The organism is Ruegeria sp. ABM4_193 (assembly GCF_056158705.1).
Map to the genome: position 1 here is coordinate 1,986,467 of NZ_JBSWTT010000001.1, position 20,870 is coordinate 2,007,336.

At 56.0% G+C, this 20,870-nt stretch carries 18 protein-coding genes; 7 read left to right on the forward strand and 11 right to left on the reverse strand.

Annotation, left to right across the window (positions count from 1 at the left end):
• Nucleotides 1-49: 49 nt before the first annotated feature.
• From ACXADZ_RS09970 to pyrH, 6 genes are all read right to left on the reverse strand, one after another.
• Nucleotides 50-1,165, reverse strand: a complete 1,116-nt coding sequence (locus ACXADZ_RS09970; RefSeq protein ID WP_475195817.1) for an NUDIX domain-containing protein — start codon at nucleotides 1,163-1,165, stop codon at nucleotides 50-52.
• A gap of 27 nt (nucleotides 1,166-1,192) precedes the next feature.
• Nucleotides 1,193-1,633 carry a TrgA family protein gene (locus tag ACXADZ_RS09975; RefSeq protein ID WP_171668106.1) on the reverse strand — a complete coding sequence of 147 codons (441 nt, stop codon included), beginning with the start codon at nucleotides 1,631-1,633 and terminating at the stop codon, nucleotides 1,193-1,195.
• Between the two features lie 15 nt (nucleotides 1,634-1,648).
• Complete coding sequence (locus ACXADZ_RS09980) at nucleotides 1,649-2,857, reverse strand: class I SAM-dependent methyltransferase (RefSeq protein WP_475195819.1); 1,209 nt, start codon at nucleotides 2,855-2,857, stop codon at nucleotides 1,649-1,651.
• Between the two features lie 69 nt (nucleotides 2,858-2,926).
• A complete protein-coding gene (locus tag ACXADZ_RS09985; protein WP_475195822.1) occupies nucleotides 2,927-4,351 on the reverse strand; it encodes a cryptochrome/photolyase family protein in 1,425 nt (474 codons plus the stop codon).
• A gap of 48 nt (nucleotides 4,352-4,399) precedes the next feature.
• A complete protein-coding gene (locus tag ACXADZ_RS09990; RefSeq protein WP_475195824.1) occupies nucleotides 4,400-5,626 on the reverse strand; it encodes an aminotransferase class V-fold PLP-dependent enzyme in 1,227 nt (408 codons plus the stop codon).
• A 249-nt stretch (nucleotides 5,627-5,875) separates the two neighbouring features.
• Nucleotides 5,876-6,628 carry a UMP kinase gene (gene pyrH, locus ACXADZ_RS09995; protein WP_475195827.1) on the reverse strand — a complete coding sequence of 251 codons (753 nt, stop codon included), beginning with the start codon at nucleotides 6,626-6,628 and terminating at the stop codon, nucleotides 5,876-5,878.
• Between the two features lie 97 nt (nucleotides 6,629-6,725).
• Between pyrH and miaA the strand changes: the two genes are divergently transcribed.
• From miaA to ACXADZ_RS10020, 5 genes are all read left to right on the forward strand, one after another.
• Complete coding sequence (miaA, locus tag ACXADZ_RS10000) at nucleotides 6,726-7,619, forward strand: tRNA (adenosine(37)-N6)-dimethylallyltransferase MiaA (protein WP_475195830.1); 894 nt, start codon at nucleotides 6,726-6,728, stop codon at nucleotides 7,617-7,619.
• A gap of 342 nt (nucleotides 7,620-7,961) precedes the next feature.
• A complete protein-coding gene (locus tag ACXADZ_RS10005; RefSeq protein WP_171089641.1) occupies nucleotides 7,962-9,632 on the forward strand; it encodes an ABC transporter substrate-binding protein in 1,671 nt (556 codons plus the stop codon).
• Nucleotides 9,633-9,768: 136 nt separating this feature from the next.
• A complete protein-coding gene (locus ACXADZ_RS10010) occupies nucleotides 9,769-10,815 on the forward strand; it encodes an ABC transporter permease (protein WP_171089639.1) in 1,047 nt (348 codons plus the stop codon).
• Between the two features lie 13 nt (nucleotides 10,816-10,828).
• Nucleotides 10,829-12,292 (forward strand): ABC transporter permease, encoded by a 1,464-nt coding sequence (locus tag ACXADZ_RS10015; protein WP_171646854.1) that lies wholly within the window; start codon nucleotides 10,829-10,831, stop codon nucleotides 12,290-12,292.
• A 91-nt stretch (nucleotides 12,293-12,383) separates the two neighbouring features.
• On the forward strand, nucleotides 12,384-14,471 hold the full coding sequence (locus ACXADZ_RS10020) for a dipeptide ABC transporter ATP-binding protein (protein ID WP_171089636.1): 2,088 nt from the start codon (nucleotides 12,384-12,386) through the stop codon (nucleotides 14,469-14,471).
• Between the two features lie 120 nt (nucleotides 14,472-14,591).
• Here ACXADZ_RS10020 and ACXADZ_RS10025 read toward each other — a convergent pair whose 3' ends face one another.
• The 3 genes from ACXADZ_RS10025 to ACXADZ_RS10035 form a co-directional block, all read right to left on the reverse strand.
• Nucleotides 14,592-15,578 carry an MBL fold metallo-hydrolase gene (locus ACXADZ_RS10025; protein ID WP_475195834.1) on the reverse strand — a complete coding sequence of 329 codons (987 nt, stop codon included), beginning with the start codon at nucleotides 15,576-15,578 and terminating at the stop codon, nucleotides 14,592-14,594.
• Nucleotides 15,579-15,707: 129 nt separating this feature from the next.
• Entirely contained in the window at nucleotides 15,708-16,670 is a 963-nt protein-coding gene (locus ACXADZ_RS10030; protein ID WP_171668098.1) for a LuxR C-terminal-related transcriptional regulator, read from the reverse strand.
• Between the two features lie 96 nt (nucleotides 16,671-16,766).
• Complete coding sequence (locus ACXADZ_RS10035; protein WP_171089630.1) at nucleotides 16,767-17,345, reverse strand: lytic transglycosylase domain-containing protein; 579 nt, start codon at nucleotides 17,343-17,345, stop codon at nucleotides 16,767-16,769.
• A gap of 203 nt (nucleotides 17,346-17,548) precedes the next feature.
• Here ACXADZ_RS10035 and ssb point away from each other — a divergent pair, with 203 nt between their 5' ends.
• Both ssb and ACXADZ_RS10045 read left to right on the forward strand, forming a co-directional pair.
• Nucleotides 17,549-18,037, forward strand: coding sequence for a single-stranded DNA-binding protein (gene ssb / locus ACXADZ_RS10040; RefSeq protein ID WP_475195838.1), 489 nt, complete (start codon nucleotides 17,549-17,551; stop codon nucleotides 18,035-18,037).
• An 18-nt stretch (nucleotides 18,038-18,055) separates the two neighbouring features.
• Nucleotides 18,056-19,126, forward strand: coding sequence for a site-2 protease family protein (locus tag ACXADZ_RS10045; protein ID WP_475195840.1), 1,071 nt, complete (start codon nucleotides 18,056-18,058; stop codon nucleotides 19,124-19,126).
• Nucleotides 19,127-19,135: 9 nt separating this feature from the next.
• On the opposite strand, the gene aroB is transcribed toward ACXADZ_RS10045, so the two are convergent.
• Together aroB and ACXADZ_RS10055 are read right to left on the reverse strand one after the other, a co-directional pair.
• Nucleotides 19,136-20,248 (reverse strand): 3-dehydroquinate synthase, encoded by a 1,113-nt coding sequence (aroB, locus tag ACXADZ_RS10050; RefSeq protein ID WP_171668095.1) that lies wholly within the window; start codon nucleotides 20,246-20,248, stop codon nucleotides 19,136-19,138.
• Nucleotides 20,248-20,835 (reverse strand): shikimate kinase, encoded by a 588-nt coding sequence (locus ACXADZ_RS10055; RefSeq protein WP_475195844.1) that lies wholly within the window; start codon nucleotides 20,833-20,835, stop codon nucleotides 20,248-20,250. The genes aroB and ACXADZ_RS10055 overlap by 1 nt, the downstream gene beginning before the upstream one ends.
• Nucleotides 20,836-20,870 lie beyond the last annotated feature (35 nt).

Below are 20,870 nucleotides of genomic sequence, written 5' to 3' on the forward strand. Positions count from 1 at the left end.
GTATCAGAGAAGATTTACAGCCGCGCCGCCGCGACCACAAGCATGATAGTCATGCGCGCAACCTGTCCCGGTGGCGCGCCAGCCAATAGGCCAGTGCCACAAGTTGTACGTCTTTGAAAACATGACGATCCGTCATCTCTATGAACGTATCAAAAGGCAGTATCTGACTTCGAATATCTTCGCCTTCGGTATCAAGGCCGCCAGTTGTGGTGGTATGGGTCAAGTCACCCAATCCGACATACAGATACATGAACCCGGTGGAAGACCCGCTAGACGAATATGCCCCGCCCGCGTACTCAAGCCGGTCAAACGTTACACCTGCTTCTTCCATCGCCTCACGATGGGCTGCTTGTTCCGGCTCTTCGCCTGGATCTATCATCCCGGCCACGGCCTCCCACAGCCAGGGTTCGGGGTCGTTGATCAAAAAGGCCGGTGGCCTGAATTGTTCGACAACAAGCACAGTATCGCGCACCGGATCGTAAGGCAGAACGGACACTGCACTGCCTTGCATCAGGCTGCCCCGCTGCAGCACGGGGCCCATGGTGCCATCATGCTGCCGATGCTGAAGGTCAACCTCTTCCATCCCGAAATAGTTCACATAGGCACGATCGTGGCGATGCACGATAACGTCCTTGCTTGTATCTCTCAGATCGCCAGTGCGCCGTTTGCCCGCAAGAATCTTGGCCCAGGCCCGTGTTTGAATCGCGCGAATATTGCCAGCCATATCCTGAGGCTTCAGCCGGCCGAAATATGCCATCTCTTCTTCTGCAGCCAGAGCGGTGATCTCACCCAACCGGTCCGCCCACCGTTGCAAAGACCAGGGACCGTCCGGCTCCCAACTGCCTGGTGCAGGGAAAAAGACCTGTGCTTCCTGTTTGGTCCCGTCATGCAGAACCACCTTTACGGGTGTCAGGTCATAATCAAACGCACCCTCATAAAATGCCAACCGAGCCAGGTCTTTGGACGACAAATCTTGAACGAATACGCCTTGGGCGCTGTCACCCCCTGACGTCTGGATCATAGGAAAATCCTGACCCTGAACAGCCCAAACGGCATGATCAGGCAACATCGCCGTTTGAACTGAAATCTCTTGTAAAGAGCGGCCCAAAACACGTTCGAGCAACGGCAAATACCGCAGCGTTCCATAGAAAAATAAGTTAGGCAAACTCGAACTCTCAGATAATGGATTGCTTCAACGCCATTGGCGGTGGGCCTGCTCGGTGGCCAAACCAGCAACAACCGACCCAATAGCAAACGCAAGTAGTATTTCAGGCGTGATCAGCAGTTTGCCATAATCGACCCCGATTTTGAAAATAGCCAGAACCGCCTCGAAGGGACCGCCATATCTGTTGCGCATGGCAAGGCGGAACATCTCGTAACACCCCTGCACGAACAACGCCCAAAACACCAGCGACGCGACACCCGTCAGGCCATTGTTGATCCCCGCCGTCCATCCTCGCCCGGCGCGCTTACCCATGATGGTCCAGCCGCAGACCGCGCCTAACGCCATGTTCACATAGGTAAAGTAACCATAGTCCTTACCCTCTTCACCATTGTCGATGATCATCCCAGAGACAACGAAAGCCAGCACGACAAGGCAAAGAGCGGCGACAAGACGCGAGGCTGTGGGCATGTGACAGTCCGTTCATTAACTTGGTTTTGCTATTGTGATCTGTGTCACATCACAATTGCTTGTGTCAAAGGCCGCGCCACATGCGGTCAAATAATAATTCCACATGCGGCGAAAACGCTCATCAAAGCCCATCTCAGCAATTTGATCCCACTTGTCGTTGAACGTCTCGTACCAGCGGCGCAGTGTCAGGTCATAGCTTTTGCCGAACTCTTTCGATTTCACCACACTCAAGCCAGCCTGGTCGATCTGTTGTCGCAAGATCGACGGCGACGGAAGCATTCCGCCTGGAAAGATGTATTTCTGAATAAAATCAACGCCATTCTTGTAGTAGTCCCAGCGATGATCACCCACGGTAATGATCTGTAACGTCGCTTGCGCACCGGGTTTTAGTCGCTCTCGTACCGTTTCGAAATAAACGGGCCAATATTTTTGACCGACGGCCTCGAACATCTCGATTGAAGCGATGCCGTCATATTGGCCCTGTTCGTCGCGGTAATCTTGCAGCTTGAATTCTACCAGATCTGATAATCCCGCCTTTTCAATACGTTCTTTGGCATACTTGAACTGCTCTTGGCTGATCGTCAAACATGTGACGCGCAGGCCACGTTCCTTGGCGGCGTATTCTGCAAACCCGCCCCAGCCGCAGCCGATTTCCAGTATGTGATCGCCCGGCTTCGCGCCCATCTCATCCACAAGGCTTGCATATTTCGCGGTTTGTGCCTTTTCCAAGCTTTCTTGCCCTGTTTCGAAGATCGCACTGGAATAGGTCATCGTCTCGTCCAGCCACAGGCCGTAGAAATCATTGCCCAGATCGTAGTGATACGAGATGTTTTTCTTTGCCTGCGCCCGGTTGTTGCGGTGCAGCCAAAATCTCAGCCGTTCATAGGCTTGAACCAAGAATTTTCCCGTAAACCCGTCATATACGGTTTCAGAGCCCAAATGCACGACGTCCATGAAGGATCGCAGGTCGGGCGTGCTCCAGTGACCATCAAGATAGGCGTCGGAAAAGCCCAGCTCTCCTTCGCGGATCAAACGCGCAAAGACGTCATCGTCATGGACGTCGACCTGAGCCACCGGCCCCGGCTTAGTGCCTTCGGCGCGAAATGTTCGGCCATCTGGCAGCGTGATATCCAGACGCCCGTGTTCCATATTGGTCAGCATCTTGAAGACTTGCGCGAAATATCTGGGCAGATCCTTCTGCCCTTCGGTTGTCGTCAGGATCATCCGCTCTCCCCTCTGCGGTATTGATGTAAGGCTAGGCCGCGATTCTGTTTCTGGCAAGTTTTCAATTCCTTAGTGGGATTTTCGGCTTTCATATGCGCTCAGCGCACGGGTTCGCCCCTCGGCCAAAGCAACAATCGGTGCAGGGTAATCTGCGTCTGGGCGCAAACCCCAAGACTTTGGAACAGCCTCAAAATACGAAATGGCCGTGTCGCTCGGGCTTTTCTCGCCTTCAGCGATCCAGCGCTTCAGATAAGTTCCATCCGGATCGAACTTCTCAGCCTGCGTCTGCGGGTTGAAAATGCGAAAGAACGGTGCCGCGTCAGGGCCCGAGCCCGCCACCCATTGCCATCCCATTGCGTTGCAGGCCGGGTCCCAATCGATCAGACAGTCATCAAACCACCGCATCCCGATTTTCCAGTGTGTCATCAGATGCTTGGTCAGGTAACTGGCGACAATCATCCGGGTTCGGTTGTGCATTCGGCCCGTGACATACATTTGCCGCAAGCCTGCGTCGACCACGGGGACACCGGTTCTTGCCTGCGTCCAGGCGACAACTTCGGGGTGGTTCGGATCTGTGTTCCACGGGAAACTGTCCCATTCCGGCTTCCAGTTGCCCGTGACCAACTGTGGTGTGTGGTACATCAGGTGATAGGCAAACTCGCGCCAAACAAGCTGGCGCAGGAAGGCATCAGTGCCTGATACGCCCATCAATGCGGCCTGCTGAACTCGATGCCAGACTGTGCGCGGGCCTATCTCGCCTAGCGCGAGATATTCCGACAGATTGGATGTTCCGTCCAAATCCAGCCGATCGCGGTGTTTGGAATACAGCGCAACACGGTCCAAAAACACGTTTAGATGTTCGTGGGCAGCTTGCTCGCCGGGGTGTACATATGGGCGCACGATCGACGCGCCCCTGTTCATGGCACGATCCAACTGCCACTTGTGCAGTTCCTCTGTTGATGGCCATTTTGCAGGAGCAAGCAATCCCGTCACAGAGGCGTTAGGCGCAGGTACATCTCGCCCTTGAACAGCGCGCCACATTGGCGTGTAGACGCGAAACGGCTGGCCGGTTTTGGTCGCCACAGCCCAGGGTTCAAACAGCAAATGCCCGGCAAAGGATTTTGCCATCACACCCTGTTCCGTAAACACTGACTTGATCTTTTTGTCGCGCGCTATCGATGCGGGATCATAAGATCGGGACCAATAAACAGCGCCAGCACCTGTCTCTTGGATGAGAGCTTGCAATTGGGCCAGCGCGTCGCCGCGACGCAGGATCAATCGGCTGCCGAGACCGTCAAGGGATCTGGAAAACGCCTCCAACCCCAACCCCAAGCGCCACTTTGGGGCGGCCCCCAACTGTTCGACAAGGTCATCGTGAAGAAAGACCGGAACAACCGGGCGACCGCTTTCAGCCGCTGCGGTTAAGGCTGGATGGTCCGACAGGCGCAAATCCCGTCGGAACCACATAATAATCGGAGTGTGCTCGTCTTTCATGTCCGCCCTGAGGTTTTCTTCGTACTACGAAGGCTCAGGGAAAGTGGATCATAAAACGCGTTCAAGTGCGTCTAAAAGCTGATCAATTTCCTGTTGCGAGGTATAGTGCGTGAAGCTCACCCGCAACACACCCTGCTCTGGCTCGACCCCCATGGCCTGCAACGCACGTACGGCATAAAAATCACCACCGCTCGCCATGACGCCGTATTGGGACAGTTCGTCGGCAACAGGGCCCGCAGGTCGGTTCAGGGACAACGCAACCGTCGGTGCGCGCCGGGTCGCATCGGATGTTCCGATCAGGCGCACTGCGTTGCGATCCTTGACCGCATCCAACACAGGTTGCAGCAAAGACACTTCGCGCATGCGCATCAGGTTATGCACAAACTCGCCTTGCGCGGCCGCATCACTGTCTGGCCCACCATGATGTGCATTTAGCAGTTCGACATAATCCGCCATGCCTGCACTGGCCGCGATCTGCGCATGATCCGGACCTGCCGGGGTAAAGCGCTTATACAGAACATCACCGTTGAAATAATGCGCCTGATTGGGCAGCAACTCTCCTATCGTGCGGCGGATGACCATGCAGCCCTGATGCGGACCATAGGTTTTATAGGCAGAAAACAAATAGATATCCGGCCCCAGATCACCAACATTCGGGAAACCATGCGGGGCGTAAGATACGCCGTCCACACATACAAATGCACCGGCGGCATGCGCAATGGCGGTGATTTCCGTCACTGGGTTGATCTCACCCACCACGTTTGAACAATGCGGGAAACAAACCAGACGAACCTTTTCGTCCAGCATGTTCTCTAAGTCCTGAGGGTTCAGCGAGCCGGTTTCAGGATCAATCTGCCATTCCCTTATCTCGATCCCTGCCTCGGCCAAACGCCGCCAAGGACCAGAGTTAGCCTCGTGATCCTGATTTGTTACGACAATAGCTTCGCCTGGCTTCATCCATTGCCGGAACGCCTGCGCCAGAACATAGGTGTTTTGCGTTGTCGATGGGCCAAAGCTCAGCTCGTCTGTGTCGACGCCCAGAATTGCAGCCATGCGGACGCGGGCCTCGTCCATTTCCGCACCGCCCAGACGGCTCGCCTCGTAAGGCGCATAGGGTTGGACTTTGCGTTGGGTGTAAAACCGCGTCAGTCTGTCGATCACCGGTTTACACGTGTATGACCCACCTGCGTTTTCAAAGAACGCCTGCCCTTGCAAGCTGGGTTCGGAAAAAGCCGGGAACTGCGCCCGCACGAAGTCAATATCCAGAGAGCTCATGCCTCATTGCTCCTTATTATTTCGCTTTTTGATCAATGAGATACCCGCACATGTTTCCGGGCGTCTCAGAAATCACGGCAGGTCTTCCAGCCCAGCCTGTAGTCGCACGTCAAAGTGGCGAACTACGGGGCAGCTCTTTCGTAAAAAGAGCACGGACACTTAGACAGTCACATCCATGACCGTCAAGGCGCAGCATAAAAGAAAACCCCGGCACAGCGCCGGGGTTTTGTAAGCGGTTCAGCGTCGGGTTTAACCCTGAACTTTGGTATACGTCCCCTCGCCCGCCAGAATTCCGCGGAACCCGCCGGGTTCGTCCAGACCGAAGACAATCAGAGGCAGATTGTTGTCGCGCGCCAGCGCAATGGCCGAGGCATCCATAACGCGCAGGCGCTTGGCCAGAACATCATCGTAGGTCACGGTGTCATACCGCACGGCGTCGGCGTGTTGTTTGGGATCTTTGTCATAAACCCCATCAACACCGTTTTTACCCATAAAAATGGCCTCGCACGCCATTTCATTGGCGCGCAGAGTGGCTGCAGTGTCTGTGGTGAAATACGGGTTGCCAGTACCGGCAGCGAAAATGCAAACCCGCTTTTTCTCTAGGTGCCGTACCGCGCGGCGGCGGATATAGGGTTCACACACCTCATCCATGCGAATGGCCGAGATCACACGGGTGAACACTCCGATTTCCTCTAGTGCCGACTGCATTCCCAGCGCGTTCATTACAGTGGCCAGCATACCCATATAGTCGGCTGTGGTCCGCTCCATTCCTTGCGCCGATCCGCTCAGCCCCCGGAAGATGTTGCCGCCGCCGATCACCATGCAGATCTCGACGCCCAGATCGTGAACCGACTTCACTTCTTGCGCGATACGCTGAACTGTTGGCGGGTGCAGGCCGAATCCCTGATCTCCCATCAACGCCTCGCCCGAGATTTTCAGCATCACCCTGTTATACTTTGTTTTCGGGGATTTAGCGGTTTCTAACGAAGGGGAAAGGCTCATATTGCGCTCCGGGCTGGCACGGGTTTAATTTCCGGCGCAAAATGAAGCAAAAGCTCCGCAGGTTCAATGCGGTTGGTGAGGATTGAGGCAACCGCACATGACCCAGCAATCAATAGCACAGTATTTTCAACACCTGCCTCCTGTTCCCGATGACAAACCGGTTCTGATTGCAGGTCCGACCGCTTCCGGAAAATCCGCCCTGGCGCTTGAGGTTGCCGAACGATTTGGTGGCGTGATCGTCAACGCGGATGCCAGCCAGGTGTATGATTGCTGGCGGGTTGTCTCGGCGCGCCCGTCAGAAGAAGAAGAAGCCCGCGCGCCACATCGCCTGTATGGTCACATTGCATACGATCAGGACTATTCGACCGGGCATTGGCTGCGGGAGGTAACGCCCTTGCTGAACGGTGCGCATCGTCCGATCATTGTGGGCGGCACTGGTTTGTATTTCACCGCGCTAACCGAAGGCATGGCACAGATCCCTACCACCCCAGTAGAGATACGGGCTGAGGCAGACCAGACCTCACTGCCTGAGCTCATTACAGGGGTCGACGATGAAACACTGGCTGGTCTGGACGTACAGAACCGGGCGCGTGTGCAGCGCGCCTGGGAAGTGCAGCGCGCCACCGGACGCAGCCTGCTGTCCTGGCAGTCCGACACTCCGCCGCCGGCTCTGAATCTGAAAGACACGGTGCCGATCGTGTTAGACGTTGATAAGGCTTGGCTTTTGGCACGAATAGAACGCCGGTTTGATCAAATGCTAGAGCAAGGCGCTATTGAAGAGGTACGCGCAATGCTAGACCGTTTTGATCCAAACCTGCCAGCCTGCAAAGCAATCGGGGTGCCAGAGCTCAGAGCGTATCTGAGCGGCTCAATGACGCTCGATCAAGCCCGCGATCGCGCAACGATTGCGACACGACAATTCGCTAAACGACAACGCACCTGGTTTCGGGCTCGCATGAAGGCATGGAATCAGATCGACCCCTCAAAATGATACCAAACTTGACGCCTTTCTGGCCTTGACCAAAAAATACCGCATAACGAATTGTTTTTGAATATTTTTTTGCTTAACCTTGCGCCATGCATGGAAGCTATACCGCACAAACCCAAAGCTCGCCGCAGTTGCGAAGCGAGGTGTTCAACATAGCGAGAATGTCGTTTTTGTACTCTCAATGACGAATTCGAACATTGACCTAGCCTGATTTCTGGTGCCGAATACCGCCATGGGGATGCTCAGAGACCAACAATCAGAACCCTTTAATCTGGCGACAGGTAACAACCAAGTCGCGTAGAAGCATAATCAATCAACAAAATCTAATGTCACAGGGAGACATCTATGACGAATGACGTAACCACCAATGACAAGGTGCACTGGGCGGCCGAGATGCACGCACAGGAATACCGTGACGGCAAACTGAGCCGTCGTGAGTTCCTGGCCCGCGCCACAGGTCTGGGCGTTACCGCAGCCGCCGCCTACGGCATGATCGGCATGGCAGCACCAGCTTATGCTGAAGGCGAAGACGCCAAGAAAGAAGGCGGTACACTACGCGTTCAACAGGAAGTACGCGCGCTGAAAGATCCACGCACTTATGACTGGTCGCAAATCGCCAACGTATCACGCGGAACGCTGGAATATCTGGTCGAGTACAACTCGGACGGTACATTCCGCGGCATGCTGCTGGAAGGCTGGGAAGTCAACGAAGACGCGACTGTTTACACTCTGAAAGTCCGTCCGGGCGTCAAGTGGAACAACGGCGACGACTTCACAGCGGACGACGTGGCTCGCAACGTCGCGCGCTGGTGTGACAAGAGCTCGGAAACCAACTCGATGGCTGGTCGTTTTGCGACACTGGTTGACGCGGACACAGGCCAGGCCGTTGAAGGTGGTATCGTGGTTGTTGACGCAAATACTGTCCAACTGAACCTGCCTGCATCGGACATCTCGTTGATCGCGGGTATGGCTGACTATCCGGCGGCCATCGTTCACAGCTCGTTCAATGAAACCGACCTGCTGAACAATGTCGGCACAGGCCCATACCTCATGAGCGAGTTGGAAGTCGGCGTGAAAGCCGTACTAACACGCAACGAAAACCACACCTGGTGGGGAGAAGAGGTCTTTGGTCGCCCGGCGCTGGACAGCATCGAGTATATTGACTACGGCACCGACCCGTCTGCTTGGTTGGCGGCATTGGAATCCGACGAAGTCGATATGCTGTATGAATCAGTGGGCGAATTCATCGACGTGATGGACGGTCTTGGCTATGTAAAGTCCGAGGTTGTCACGATGAACACCATCGTTATCCGCCCAAACCAGTTGGCAGAAGTCGACGGCAAACAGCCCTACGCCGATAAACGTGTCCGTCAAGCCCTGCAAATGGCAGTGGACAACGCTGTCTGTCTGGAACTGGGTTTTGGTGGCCGTGGTTCGCCTGCCGAAAATCACCATGTCGGCCCGATCCACCCGGATTATTTCGAACTGCCACCGCAGAAAGTTGATCCGGAAGGTGCACGCAAGCTTATGGAAGAGGCCGGCATGGCCGATTTCGAGCACGAATTGATCTCGATCGACGACGACTGGCGTCGGAATACAACCGACGCTGTCGCCGCTCAGCTGCGTGACGCAGGTATCAAGGTCAAGCGGACGGTTCTTCCGGGCAACACCTTCTGGAACGACTGGGCGAAGTACCCGTACAGTTCGACCAACTGGAACCACCGGCCGTTGGGCGTTCAGATTTGGGCACTGGCCTATCGTTCTGGAGAGGCTTGGAACGAATTCGGATGGGCTAACCCGGAGTTCGACGCGCTGCTAACCCAAGCGCTGGCCATTGCGGATGCCGACAAACGGCGCGAAGTGGTCGCCAAGGGCGAAGCGATGATCCAAGAAGAAGGCGTAACAATCCAGCCTTACTGGCGGTCGCTCTATCGTCACATGAAGGACGGTCTGGTCGGTACCGACATGCACGTGTCGTTCGAGCACCATCACTATAAGTGGGGTTGGGCCGCGTAAAGCCAGCCTGCTTCTCACTAGGGGCGCCTGATCGGGCGCCCCTTTCCAGCCGCAGACGTTGCCGACACGGGGTCGGATGTCCGAGGCCAGAAAATGGTCCACTGATCTGCGGAACACCCGAACAACAGGGGCCAACATGGGACTCTTTATCCTCCGACGGTTCGGCGTGATGCTACTTACGGCATTATGTCTTACTTTCGTGGTCTTCTTTTTGACCAACCTCTACCCGAACCTTGAAAAGCTGGCCAAAACCCAAGGCAACCAGCGGATGTCAGACGAGCAAGTTGAAACTTGGCTGGACAATCGAGGCTACCTGCAACCCACACTGATCAAATACGGCCAGTGGCTTGGCGTGATGCCGGGCTTCACAAAAACACTGGACGACGGGACTTTTCTGGGCTCTTGCGTACGACCTGGTTCGACCGAGGAAAACACGCCCCGCTATTGTGGTGTTCTGCAAGGAAACTGGGGCTATTCCACAGTTTTCAAGGACGAGGTTGGTAAAATCGTCGGTGTGCGGCTTGGCAATACCGGCTACTTGATGTTCTGGGTTCTGGTTCTGATGGTGCCTTCGGCGCTGCTTGTTGGTGTGCTGGCGGGGATGCGCGAAGGATCTGCCATGGATCGGTCGCTGTCGACCTTCTCGATCATCACGACCGCGACGCCTGAATATGTATCCGGCGTGATTTTCATCGCGATCTTCACCTCTTCGACCGTCGGCCTGAAATGGTTCAAGGGCACGGCGACGTCGGCAATGGAAAACCCGACATTCGAGAACTTCTTCCTGCCGGTTCTGACAATCTCGCTCTATGGGATGGGTTACATCGCCCGCATGACGCGCGCCTCGATGACCGAGGTGATGACCGCGCAATATATCCGAACCGCGCGCCTCAAGGGTGTGTCCTTCGGCAACATCGTCATGAAGCACGCGTTGCGTAATGCGCTGATCGCGCCTTTCACGGTCATCATGCTGCAGTTCCCGTGGCTGCTGAATGGTGTCGTGATCGTCGAGACCCTCTTCAACTACAAGGGCTTTGGCTGGGCGCTGGTTCAGGCGGCAGGCAACAATGACATCCAGCTGTTGCTGGCGATTTCTGTCGTGTCGGTTTTTGTGGTGCTGTTCACCCAGCTGATCTCGGATATCGGCTACGTTTACCTTAACCCGCGTATCCGCATTTCTTAAGGAGGGTGAGATTATGGAACCATTGACCTGGACCGGCTCTATCGCCTTCCTGAACCCATTGCTGATGATCGCGCTGGCTGCGCTGATTATCTCAATCGTAACCTGGATCGTTGCCAGCGTCTTTCTGCCAGAGCAGCAAATTGTCGTAAATTCGGATGGGTCCGTCAGTTCAAGCGGCGGCATCCGTGGCCTGATTAACCTTGCGTTGCAGTACAGTTTCCTGGCCTGTGTCGGATTGGCGCTCGCTTATCTGGTGCTTGGTGTCCTTATGGGCACCGGCGCCGGAATAATCGGCGCGATTTCACAGCAGTTCCTGCCCGTTTGGGTGGCATTGATCATCATGTTTGCCATGTCCATCGCGTTTAAACGGCGCCTGGGACTGTATGGCAAACTTTACGACAGCCCAATCGGCATGATCGGCTTTGGCCTTGTGATGTTCTGGGTGTTCACCGGCATCTTCGGCGCACTGGACCTGATCGTTACACATGACCCGCTTGTTCAGCTGTCTGGCATGAAGAACAAGGTCCCCGGCACGCCTATTCCAAACCCTGAAGAAGGCCAGTTTGCCTGGTATCTTCTGGGCGGAGACAATCTGGCACGGGACGTATTCAGCCGCATGGTCAGCGGTGCCTGGATCGTGGTGCAGATTGCTCCACTGGCGACGATGTTTGCCTTTATGGTGGGTATCACCTTGGGTCTGCCTGCGGGATACTATGGTGGTCGCCTCGACACGTTCCTGTCGTTTCTGGCAAACCTGATCCTCGCTTTCCCGGTCATTCTGCTGTTCTACCTGTTGGTGACACCGGAAATCGTGGCGACAGGTGTGCCGAACTATATGGCAGCCGTGTTGTTCATCTTCCCAATCCTGTTCATCGGAGTATTGTTGAATTCGCGCTATTATACGCGCCCGAATTTCCGCACGCCTCTGTTGATCGGGGTTCTGGGTGTAGCGATATGGTTGTACCTGTCACTGATCTCGACTGGCGGTTACATCATCAACACCGAGAGTTATCGAATTTGGGGCCTGCCCACCTATCTGGATCTGTTCGACATTCCAGGCGGTATTCTGGTGGTGTTCGTTTCAGTTGTGTTCGTCAACTCGCCCACGGTATTCCGTATCGTGCGTGGTCTGGCACTGGACATCAAAACCCGGGATTACGTCGCGGCGGCGCAAACCCGTGGCGAAGGACCCTGGTACATCATGCTGTGGGAGATCCTGCCCAACGCGCGAGGTCCACTGATCGTCGATTTCTGTCTGCGTATCGGGTATACAACGATCCTTCTGGGAACTTTGGGTTTCTTCGGACTAGGCCTTCCACCTGAAAGCCCGGATTGGGGATCCACGATCAACGAGGGGCGCAAGCTTCTGTCGATCTACCTGCACCCTGCCCTTCCGCCTGCCTTTGCCCTGCTGTCGCTGGTTCTTGGTCTGAACCTGCTGGCTGACGGTCTGCGCGAAGAAAGTCTGAAGGACTGATGTGATCGAGGCCGGGGGCTCTGCCCCCGGACCCCCGAGGTATTTTTAGCCAGATGAAGGGGATCCCCGCATTTGGTGAGGAGTAAGCAAAATGAGCAAGATGGCGGAATATGACGGCCCGATCCTGGAGATCGACAAGCTGTCAATTTCATTCTTTACCCGCCTGCGGGAAATTCCCGCCGTGATGGACTTCTCGGTCAGTGTGCAGCCAGGCGAGGCTGTGGGCTTGGTCGGCGAATCCGGGTGCGGAAAATCAACCGTGGCGCTGGGTGTCATGCAGGATCTGGGCAAGAACGGTCGGATCGTGGGTGGTACGATCAAGTTCAAAGGTCGGGATCTGGCGGAAATGTCGGCGGAAGAATTGCGCGACATTCGCGGCAATGAAATCGCGATGATCTATCAGGAACCGATGGCCTCGCTGAATCCGGCGATGAAAATCGGCAAGCAGCTGATGGAAGTGCCGATGATCCACGAAGGCGTGAGCGCGGAAGAAGCCTATTCACGGGCTTTGGAAGTGGTGACGGATGTGCGTCTGCCTGACCCGGAGCGTATGTTGAATTCTTTCCCGCATCAGCTTTCAGGTGGTCAGCAGCAGCGGATCGTTATTGCGATGGCGCTGATGTCAAAACCGGCGCTGCTGATCCTGGACGAGCCTACAACGGCGTTGGACGTGACTGTTGAGGCCGCGGTGGTCGAACTGGTCAAGGACTTGGGTAAAAAGTACGGCACGTCGATGCTGTTCATTTCGCACAACCTCGGTCTGGTGCTGGAGACGTGCGATCGTCTGTGCGTGATGTATTCGGGTGAAGCGGTCGAGCGCGGCTCGATCAAGGACGTCTTTGACGAGATGCAGCACCCCTACACGCAAGCGCTGTTCCGCTCGATCCCTTTGCCGGGTGCCGACAAGAACTCTCGCCCACTGGTAGCCATTCCGGGGAACTTCCCCCTGCCCCATGAGCGGCCTCCGGGCTGTAACTTTGGGCCGCGCTGCGACTATTTCGAAGAAGGACGCTGCGACGCAAAAGACATTCTGATGGAGGCTGTGCCCGGAAATGACCGGCACCATACGCGCTGTCTGAAATTCCAAGAAATCGACTGGAACGCACCAATCACCGTGGGTGAGCAGAAAGAGAAAGGTGAGATTGGCCGGACCGTCCTGAAAATGGACAACCTAAAGAAATACTACGAGGTTGCGGCAAATGCTCTGTTTGGTGGTGGCGAAACGAAGGTCGTTAAGGCCAACGAGACGCTGAGCTTTGAAGCCCACGAGTCCGAAACGCTTGCGATTGTTGGCGAGTCCGGCTGCGGCAAGTCTACCTTCGCCAAAGTACTGATGGGGCTTGAAACCGCTACGGACGGTCAAATCCTTCTGGACAACCGCAATATCGAACAGGTGCCCATTGAGGAACGGGATGCCAAGACGGTTGGCGAAGTTCAGATGGTGTTCCAGAACCCATTCGACACGCTGAACCCATCGATGACCGTGGGGCGTCAGATTATTCGCGCGCTAGAGATTTTTGGCGTCGGAAACTCTGAGGCCGAGCGCAAGAAGCGGATGCTGGAGCTGTTGGATCTTGTGAAACTGCCGCGCGCCTTTGCAGACCGGATGCCGCGTCAGTTGTCGGGTGGTCAGAAGCAGCGCGTGGGTATCGCGCGCGCGTTTGCCGGTGATGCACGCATCGTGGTCGCGGACGAGCCGGTCTCGGCCCTGGATGTGTCGGTGCAGGCGGCTGTGACCGACCTGCTGATGGAAATCCAGCGCGAGCATAAAACCACCTTGCTGTTCATCAGCCACGACTTGTCCATTGTGCGTTACCTCAGCGACAGGGTGATGGTGATGTATCTGGGCCATGTGGTCGAGCTGGGCACCACCGATCAGGTTTTTGCCCCACCTTACCACCCCTATACCGAGGCGCTGCTGAGTGCGGTTCCAATAGCGGATACCTCGATCGAGAAACAGCATATCGTCCTGGAAGGCGATATCCCTTCTGCCATGAACCCGCCCCCGGGTTGCCCGTTCCAGACACGATGCCGCTGGAAGTCCGAAGTGCCGGATGGACGCTGCGAATCTCATGTACCACCGGTGCAGACCCTCGCGGATGGGCATCAGGTGAAATGCCATCTGACCGAAGACATTCTGGCGAAGATGGAGCCGGTGATCAAAGTCGCCGCAGAGTAACCTTGCCAACTAGACCTAAAAAGGGCCGGTCGTTGACCGGCCCTTTCTGTTGGCGCCGCGTTTTGCAGGGAGACAGGCGGCGCTTAGGAATATGCGTGAGTGGCGGTTCCCGGTGTGTCCTCAGCCTGTCATGACATTGTTTCCGAAGTGCATGAACTCTTGGTTCATTCCGGCAACGTCACCGGCCTCAAGCTGCAAGCTGGCACTTTCGAGCATTTTATAGCTTTGCTGCCCTTTCACCCAATCGTCCGCCGATTGCAGCGTGGTCAGCGTGTAAGACGTGACCTCGTTCAGGTAATGGGTAGGAATGATAACCTTAGGCTTGAGCTTAGACACAATATTATTGCCCTGCTCAAAGCTGAGGATATGTTCAGATCCGTCCACTGGCAGCGTCAGAACATCCACCTGTCCGATGGAATCCCAGAACTCCTGCGGCGGGTTGTGACGGTTGTCGCCCCAGATCAGCGTTCGAATTCCGCCGGTTTCAACCAGATAGACCACCATATCCATGTGGCCCACATTGTTCGGCGGACAGGCTTCTGCCCCGAACTCGGCCAGCGCATTGGTCCAATCGTACCACCCGGGCGCAACGCAGGCGTGCTTGTCTGCAAAGCCGGTGATCTTGAGATCGGCGAATTCAAAATTGCCTACCATCCGGTCCAGCACCATGGTCGAACTTGGCCGTTCAATTGCGTCATGGTCAAAATGCGCGTGGGTCGACAAAGTGATATCCACAGGGATCTGAGGAAACTCGTTTCGGAACCACAAACCCCACGCCCCTGACGGATCATCACGCCAGGGATCGAACAGAACCGTCGCCCCGTTGGGTGACGTGATCTTGATAGCGCAATGACCGTAATAATCGATACCAACCGCCCCGGTGCTGGCCTGCCCGGTTGTTCCCTGCAGGTCGATCACATGGTTGTTGTTCCCCGGCTGCAACCACGCCTGTGATTGCGCTTGGGCTGGGTTCGCCCCCAGAAAAGAAGCTGTCGCGCCAACACCAGCAGCGCCTGCCGCCATGAAGAACGACCGTCGTGAAAGCCCCGGTGCCAGGTGATCCTTGTCCCCTTTCATGATGGTCGGCTTCAGATCTTTGCGATCCATGGGATGTTCCTCTCTGTTGGATGTGTGCAGTTCGTCCGCACCTCATGACAGAGCGTAACAAGCCAAGGCATATTGGCTCAGACCGAAAAAATAGGGGTGAAATATGGGGGTATTCCCCATATTCGATGTTCACGAAATCGAGAGCAGATGACTTCGCAGGTTCTGATCGCGCCCTTCAAGACCCAGCTTTCGGCGGATGTTGTTGCGGTGGAAATCGATTGTCGACGTCTCTCGGGACAGAGCCTTGGCAATGTCTTTGGTTGTTTTTCCAAACATGACCATCTGCGCGATCTCAATCTCGGTCGGGGTCATGACCGCAAATGCGTCTGTCAATTTGTCGGACAGAGACGACGTAATCTCGCTCAGGTTTTTTTCAGCCAGATCGAGATAGACATTCTGTGCCTCGTCATCGGCAAACTGTGCGCGCACTTTCTCAAGATACGGCAAAACCCGGCCACGGACCTGTTCAACGATCTCGAGATCGCGGCTCTTTCGATCATCCTCCAAACTGGACAGCAACACCCGCAATGCGGTGTTTGTTTCCTGCAACTCACGGGTGCGGTCCGAGACACGGGTTTCAAGTTGCGCCAGCGTTTCGTTCAGCTTTTCTTCCAGCGCGCGACGCAGGTAAACCTCTTGCAACAAAGCCAAATCTGACTCGACCATGCGAGCAAACTGGGTCAACCCTTCGCGAAACAACAACGCCCTGCGGTTTTGTTTGCGATCAAGAACGCAGATTGTGCCAAACACCGATCCGTCCGGCCACTTCAAGGGCAGCCCGATGTAGAACGTCATCCCGTGTTCCAGGTCTTCGTTGTCGGACCAAACCGGGTCACAGGAGGCATCCTCGACCACCAGCTCTCCGTCCCGTTGAAGCACACCCTGACAATAGAGCTTGGGATTCAACTGAAAACTCATCCCAACCGGATAGGGGTTTTCCGGATGGTCCGATGTAATCAGAACCGCATGATCCGGCGCATCGGTCTTCATGATCAGGCTTGCAGGCACATCTGCCAACTCAGCCACCAGATCAACCAATTGTTGCCAGTTGGCCAGCGTTTCCTTTGGAATTTGTGGATGATCAGTGGGCACGGCGGACCTCAGTTGTGACTGGGCGATACCCGATCAGGTTAGTTGGTCCGAATGCAGAGAATCAAGAAACGCGCCCTCTGCGCCGCAGCATCATGCCTAGCCGCCCCAGATGACCTTCACGTAGTTCTGGGTTTCTTTGTATGGCGGTATGCCACCATGCTTTTCGACCGCCTTTGGACCCGCGTTATAAGCGGCCAGGGCCAGCGGCCAGGATTTGAACTTGCGATACTGCCACGACAAATAACGCGCCCCACCCTCAAGGTTTTGCTTTGGGTCGTGTGGGTTGACCCCCAAAAGCTCGGCGGTCTGAGGCATCAGCTGCGCCAGTCCCAGCGCGCCTTTGTGAGATTTCGCCTGCGGGTTCCAACCGCTTTCCTGCTGCACGAGCCGCAGAAACAGATCTTCGGGGATGTTGTGCAACCGGGCGGCCTGACGCGCCAGATCCAGATATTGGCCGCGATACTTGCCGGTATAACGTTTGCTGGTTTGCGCGCGCGAGGTTTTGGGCTTGAGACGCTCAGAATCCCGATACTGCGTGGCTGCGCGCGAATCCAACACTTTGGATTGCTTCAGGAAAATATCCTTTCGGCTTTTGGTAGACAGCGTTTGCGCCTGCACAGGCGCAACAGCCAGCACAAGGCAGACAACAGAAAACCCAGCAACCCAAGAACGCATCAATGCCAATCCTGCTCGATCAGAAACCAGTGGGAGTATAGGTATTCCCGACAAAAATGAAAGCTTGGTAAACATCAAAGTAAGACTCTTGTTGAACACTGTTGTATCAACTGTGTTCCAACCACGATGCAGGCCGTATAGGGTCTCACGAAACAAGCCGCGCCGGATTCGGCGCATATACGCGAAACAGAACGAGGAATTACATGGCGGGTTCAGTCAACAAGGTCATTCTGGTAGGTAATCTTGGCCGCGACCCCGAGGTTCGGTCGTTTCAGAACGGCGGCAAAGTGTGCAATCTGCGCATTGCCACCTCGGAAAACTGGAAAGACCGCAACACAGGCGAGCGTCGCGAACGTACGGAATGGCATTCGGTCGCCATCTTCTCAGAGCCTTTGGCCCGCATTGCCGAACAATATTTGCGCAAGGGCAGCAAGGTCTACATCGAAGGTCAGCTGGAAACCCGCAAGTGGCAGGACCAGTCCGGTCAGGACCGGTATTCGACCGAAGTGGTTCTGCGCCCCTATCGCGGTGAACTGACCCTTCTGGACAGCCGTGGCGAAGGTGGCGGCGGCAGTGGTGGTGGTTATGGCGACGGCCAAGCTGGTGGTGGCTACGGCGACCCTTACGGTGGTCCGTCCAGCTCACCGGCACCAGCATCGGGTGGAATTGACGACGACGAGATTCCGTTCTAAACGAAACGGAGATACAACATGACATGGTCCTTCTCTCTCGGCCGGTTGCTCGGGTCCGAACTGAGGGTCCATGTCACCTTCTTTCTGCTGTTGGCCTGGGTTGGCTTTGCAGCCTATTCCGTGGGCGGTCTTCCAGCGGCCATCGACAACCTTGTTTTTGTGCTTGCGCTATTTGCTTGTGTGGTTGCGCATGAATTTGGCCATGCCCTCATGGCCCGGCGCTATGGTATCAAAACCCCTGACATAACTCTGCTGCCCATCGGTGGGTTGGCCCGGCTTGAACGCATGCCGGAAAAACCGATGCAAGAGGTCTATGTGGCGCTTGCGGGTCCTGCAGTGAACATCGTCATCTGGATCGTGCTTGTTGCCCTTGGCGCGGGGACACCATTTGAAACCTTTTCGCAAATAGACGCGCCCGGCACAGGGTTGTTGGACAGGCTGGCCTATATCAACCTGCTGCTGGCTGCTTTCAATATGATACCCGCCTTTCCCATGGACGGGGGGCGGGTGTTCAGGGCTCTGCTGTGCCTGCGCATGGACCGGGTCAAGGCAACGCGTTTGGCCGCAATAGGTGGCCAGATCGTCGCCATCGGCCTTGGCTTTCTTGGTCTTAGCACCGCAAACCCCATCCTTGTCCTGATTGCGGTATTTGTGTTCATCGCAGCCAACGCAGAAAGCCAAGATGTTGCATTGCGGTCCGCCGCCCGCCGCGTCTTGGCCCGGGACGCCATGATCACCGAGTTTCACGCCTTATCCCCCAGCGACACGCTCAGCACGGCGGCGCAAGCCGTCATTCATACAACACAGCACGAATTTCCTGTCCTGGAGGATGATTGTGGCCTGCTGGGTTTCGTAACCCGGGATCGCTTGTTCGCCGCCCTGGCCAGCGATCAGCCCCGATCAACCTCTGCGCTTTCGGTGATGGATGCCGATATTCCTTCGGTTTCGCTGACGACAGGGCTCGAGGGCGTGTTGGAGCATTTGCACAAAGGTGCACCGGCCATTGCAGTTGTCACGCAGGACGGGCGCATGGTGGGCTATATCACCCGTGAGAATATCGGTGAACTCATGGTGATTCAGGGCCGCTAGGGCCCTGTTTCACGCCGTCGCCAAAGCGTCTGACAGGACTGACAGAACAGCGTCTTTCGGAACATCAGATGTAACAAAAGCCTGACCGATGCCGCGCGCGAGGATGAAGCGCAATTGCCCATCCACAACCTTCTTGTCCTGCCCCATCAGTTCCACCAGCGCGTCGGCACTTGGTAGATCACCCGGAATATCGGCAAGGTCGGTTTTCATCCCCATAGCTCGCAGATGCGCCCGCACCCGGCTTGGGTCTTCCTGCGAACACAGGCCAAGACGCGAGGACAGTTCAAACGCAAGCGCACAGCCGATGGCGACGCCTTCGCCATGCAGCAGCCGGTCGGAATAGCCTGTTGCCGCCTCAAGCGCGTGGCAGAACGTATGCCCCAAGTTCAGCAAAGCACGATCACCCTGTTCGGTTTCATCCCGCGCAACGATATCGGCTTTCATCTGCACAGAACGCGTGACAGCCCGCACCCGCGCCGCCACGTCTCCGGCGGACACACTTGGGCCGTTTTGTTCGAGCCAGTCAAAGAATTCCGCGTCACCCAGCAGACCGTATTTCACGACCTCACCATAGCCCGACAGAAAATCCCTCTGGGTCATGGACCCCAGAACCGATGTATCCGCCAGAACGAGTGAAGGTTGATGGAACGCCCCAATCAGGTTTTTGCCCTGAGGCGCATTGATCCCGGTTTTACCCCCAACCGAGCTGTCGACCTGTGCCAGCAGCGAGGTGGGGATCTGCACAAACCTGACCCCGCGGCGCAGGACAGCCGCAGCAAAACCTGCAAGGTCGCCAATGACACCACCACCCAAAGCCACAACCACGTCACGGCGTTCGACTTTCTCGGCCAGCAGCCATTCAACCGCGCGTTCGAAATATGGCCAGCTTTTTGTGGCCTCGCCAGCGGGCAAAGCCAGCGCGGTCATCTCGATCCCCGCAGCGCTGAGCCCCGCGCGCAACGCGTCCAAATGCAGGTCAGCCACGTTTTCATCGGTTAGGACAGCGACTTTGGGGCGCGGTAGCAAGGGCGAAATCCACTCTCCTGCCCGCGCCAGCAGATCCGGCCCGATTTCAACATCATACGAACGGTCGCCCAGATCCACATGTACTGTTTGATGCATTACTTCAGTTCCAAAACATCGGGGCGCGCCAACAAAGCGTCGACAACCCTGTCCACCATATTTTCGATCGAGGTTTCGCCATCCGACTCTGCGATCAAATCCGCCTCGGCATAAACGGGCACGCGCGCCTCGTAGAGAGCCTTTAGTGTCGCATAAGGATCAGCCGTTCGAAGCAACGGACGCGTGTCTTTGTGACGTACCCGGTTCCACAAAACGTTCAGGTCGGCCCGAAGCCAGACCGAAGCGCCCTTCTGGCTGATTGCAAGGCAATTCTGAGGTTGCAGAAACGCCCCTCCTCCGGTGGACAGGATGCCCTTTTTCTCCTCCAGAAGACGTCCGATAACCTGCGTTTCTTTCGCACGGAAAAAGGGTTCGCCATCCCGTTCGAAGATTTCCGGGATGGTCATGTTGGCGGCTGATTCGATCTCAGCGTCGCTGTCCAAAAACGGAACGCCAAGGCGCGCGGCCAAGGCGCGGCCCACAGCGGTCTTACCTGCCCCCATCATCCCCACCAGAACCACGGTTTTGTGCAGATGAAATCTGCCCTGTGTGTCCGAGATGTGCGTGTTATGCTTAATTTCGCTCATTTCACCGTGAATGACGTGATCTTGGGAAAAATGCC

Excerpts from the sequence above, each read along its gene's own strand:
- ACXADZ_RS10035 (WP_171089630.1), bottom strand. The coding sequence starts at position 17,345 with ATGCGTTCTTGGGTTGCTGGGTTTTCTGTTGTCTGCCTTGTGCTGGCT.
- aroB (WP_171668095.1), bottom strand. The coding sequence starts at position 20,248 with ATGCATCAAACAGTACATGTGGATCTGGGCGACCGTTCGTATGATGTT.
- ACXADZ_RS10015 (WP_171646854.1), top strand. The coding sequence starts at position 10,829 with ATGGAACCATTGACCTGGACCGGCTCTATCGCCTTCCTGAACCCATTG.
- ACXADZ_RS09975 (WP_171668106.1), bottom strand. The coding sequence starts at position 1,633 with ATGCCCACAGCCTCGCGTCTTGTCGCCGCTCTTTGCCTTGTCGTGCTG.
- ACXADZ_RS09980 (WP_475195819.1), bottom strand. The coding sequence starts at position 2,857 with ATGATCCTGACGACAACCGAAGGGCAGAAGGATCTGCCCAGATATTTC.
- pyrH (WP_475195827.1), bottom strand. The coding sequence starts at position 6,628 with ATGAGCCTTTCCCCTTCGTTAGAAACCGCTAAATCCCCGAAAACAAAG.
- ACXADZ_RS09990 (WP_475195824.1), bottom strand. The coding sequence starts at position 5,626 with ATGAGCTCTCTGGATATTGACTTCGTGCGGGCGCAGTTCCCGGCTTTT.
- miaA (WP_475195830.1), top strand. The coding sequence starts at position 6,726 with ATGACCCAGCAATCAATAGCACAGTATTTTCAACACCTGCCTCCTGTT.
- ssb (WP_475195838.1), top strand. The coding sequence starts at position 17,549 with ATGGCGGGTTCAGTCAACAAGGTCATTCTGGTAGGTAATCTTGGCCGC.
- ACXADZ_RS10005 (WP_171089641.1), top strand. The coding sequence starts at position 7,962 with ATGACGAATGACGTAACCACCAATGACAAGGTGCACTGGGCGGCCGAG.
- ACXADZ_RS10025 (WP_475195834.1), bottom strand. The coding sequence starts at position 15,578 with ATGGATCGCAAAGATCTGAAGCCGACCATCATGAAAGGGGACAAGGAT.
- ACXADZ_RS10010 (WP_171089639.1), top strand. The coding sequence starts at position 9,769 with ATGGGACTCTTTATCCTCCGACGGTTCGGCGTGATGCTACTTACGGCA.
- ACXADZ_RS10055 (WP_475195844.1), bottom strand. The coding sequence starts at position 20,835 with ATGAGCGAAATTAAGCATAACACGCACATCTCGGACACACAGGGCAGA.
- ACXADZ_RS10045 (WP_475195840.1), top strand. The coding sequence starts at position 18,056 with ATGACATGGTCCTTCTCTCTCGGCCGGTTGCTCGGGTCCGAACTGAGG.
- ACXADZ_RS10020 (WP_171089636.1), top strand. The coding sequence starts at position 12,384 with ATGAGCAAGATGGCGGAATATGACGGCCCGATCCTGGAGATCGACAAG.
- ACXADZ_RS09985 (WP_475195822.1), bottom strand. The coding sequence starts at position 4,351 with ATGAAAGACGAGCACACTCCGATTATTATGTGGTTCCGACGGGATTTG.